Genomic DNA, 1,774 nt, shown 5'->3' on the forward strand with positions numbered 1-1,774 from the left:
CGGCACGAACGCGCACGTGATTTTGGAGGAGGCGCCGGCGGTCGTTGAGGAGTTGGAGTTGGAGCGGGGGAAGGGTCTTCCGGTGGTGCCGGTGGTGGTGTCGGCGCGGGATGAGGTGGGGTTGCGGGCGCAGGCGGGGCGGTTGCGGGAGCATTTGGTGGCGCGTGCGGATGTCGGGCTGGTGGATGTGGGGTATTCCGCGGCGACGACCCGGGCGCACTTGGAAGATCGCGCCGTTGTGTCCGCCACTGACCGTGAGGGTCTGCTCGCGGGCCTGTCGGCGTTGGCTTCCGGTGAGCCGGATGCGGGTGTTGTCCAGGGGCGTGTGGTGTCGGGGAAGACGGTGTTCGTGTTTCCCGGGCAGGGGGCTCAGTGGGCGGGTATGGCGGTGGAGTTGCTGGATTCTTCGGCGGTTTTTGCGGCGGAGGTGGCGGCGTGTGAGGGGGCGTTGGGGGAGTTTGTGGAGTGGCGGGTGGAGGAGGTGTTGCGGGGGGTTGAGGGTGCGCCGTCGTTGGAGCGGGTGGATGTGGTGCAGCCGGTGTTGTTCACGGTGATGGTGGCGTTGGCGGCGTTGTGGCGGTCGTGTGGGGTGGAGCCGGATGTAGTGGTGGGGCATTCGCAGGGGGAGATCGCGGCGGCGTATGTCGCGGGTGGTCTGTCGTTGCAGGACGCGGTGCGGGTGGTGGCGTTGCGGTCGCGGTTGGTTGGCGAGATGTTGGCCGGGCTCGGCGGGATGGTGTCGGTGGGTCTGCCCGCGGACGAGGTCGTCGGCGTGATCGAGCGGTACGAGGGCCGGGTGTCGGTGGCGGCGGTGAACAGTCCCCGGTCGGTGGTGGTCTCCGGTGAGGTGCAGCCGCTGGAGGAATTGCTGGAGGAGTGGGAGCGCGGCGGGGTTCGGGTGCGGCGGGTGCCGGTGGATTATGCGTCGCACTCGGCGCAGGTGGGGGTGATGGAGGAGGAGTTGCTGCGGGTGCTTGCTTCGCTCGCGCCGCGGGTGGGTCGGGTTCCGTTCTACTCCACGGCCGTGGGTGGTCTGGTTGGCACCGAGAGGCTGAACGGTGCGTACTGGTTTGCGAATTTGCGTGGCCGGGTCGGTTTTGAGGATGCGGTGCGGGAGTTGGTGGGGGAGGGTGTGGGTTCGTTCCTGGAGATGTCTCCGCATCCGGTGTTGGTGTCCGCGGTGTCGGAGACGGCCGGGGATGTGGAGGGTGGTGAACGGGTTCGGGTGATGGGGTCGTTGCGGCGTGGCGAGGGTGGTCTCGGCCGGTTCGCGATGTCGTTGGGTGAGGCCCATGTCGCCGGGGTGGAGGTGGACTGGGCGGGGTTCTTTGCGGGTTCGGGTGCCCGGCGGGTGGATCTGCCGGGGTATGCGTTCCAGCGGGCCCGGTACTGGCTGCCCGTTGCGGCTGCCGGTGGGGACCTGGCCGGTGCCGGGGTGGGGCGGCTGCGGCATCCGATGCTGTCGGCCGCGGTGCGGGTCGGCGACCGCGGGGAGTGGGTGTTCACCGGCCGGGTCTCGTTGGACTCGCAGGCGTGGATCCGTGACCACGCGGTGTTCGGGATGGTGATCGTGCCGGGAGCGGCGCTGGTGGAGTTGGCGTTGGCCGCGGGCGGCCAGGTGGACTGCCCGGTGGTCGACGAACTGGTCTTGCAGGTCCCGCTGCTGCTTTCGGAGGGCGATGAGCTGGACCTCCAGGTCACGGTGGCCGCGCCCGACGAGGACGGTCACCGTGACATCGCGATCTACACCACGCCGAGCGAGAGCAGCGGGCAG

At 69.4% G+C, this 1,774-nt stretch carries 1 protein-coding gene; it reads left to right on the forward strand.

From position 1 onward, the window contains the following. Nucleotides 1–16: 16 nt before the first annotated feature. On the forward strand, nt 17–1,774 hold a 1,758-nt coding region (locus FCI23_RS55465), incomplete at its 3' end, for an acyltransferase domain-containing protein (RefSeq protein ID WP_136731731.1).

This window comes from Actinacidiphila oryziradicis (assembly GCF_005047355.1).
GTDB lineage: Bacteria > Actinomycetota > Actinomycetes > Streptomycetales > Streptomycetaceae > Actinacidiphila > Actinacidiphila oryziradicis.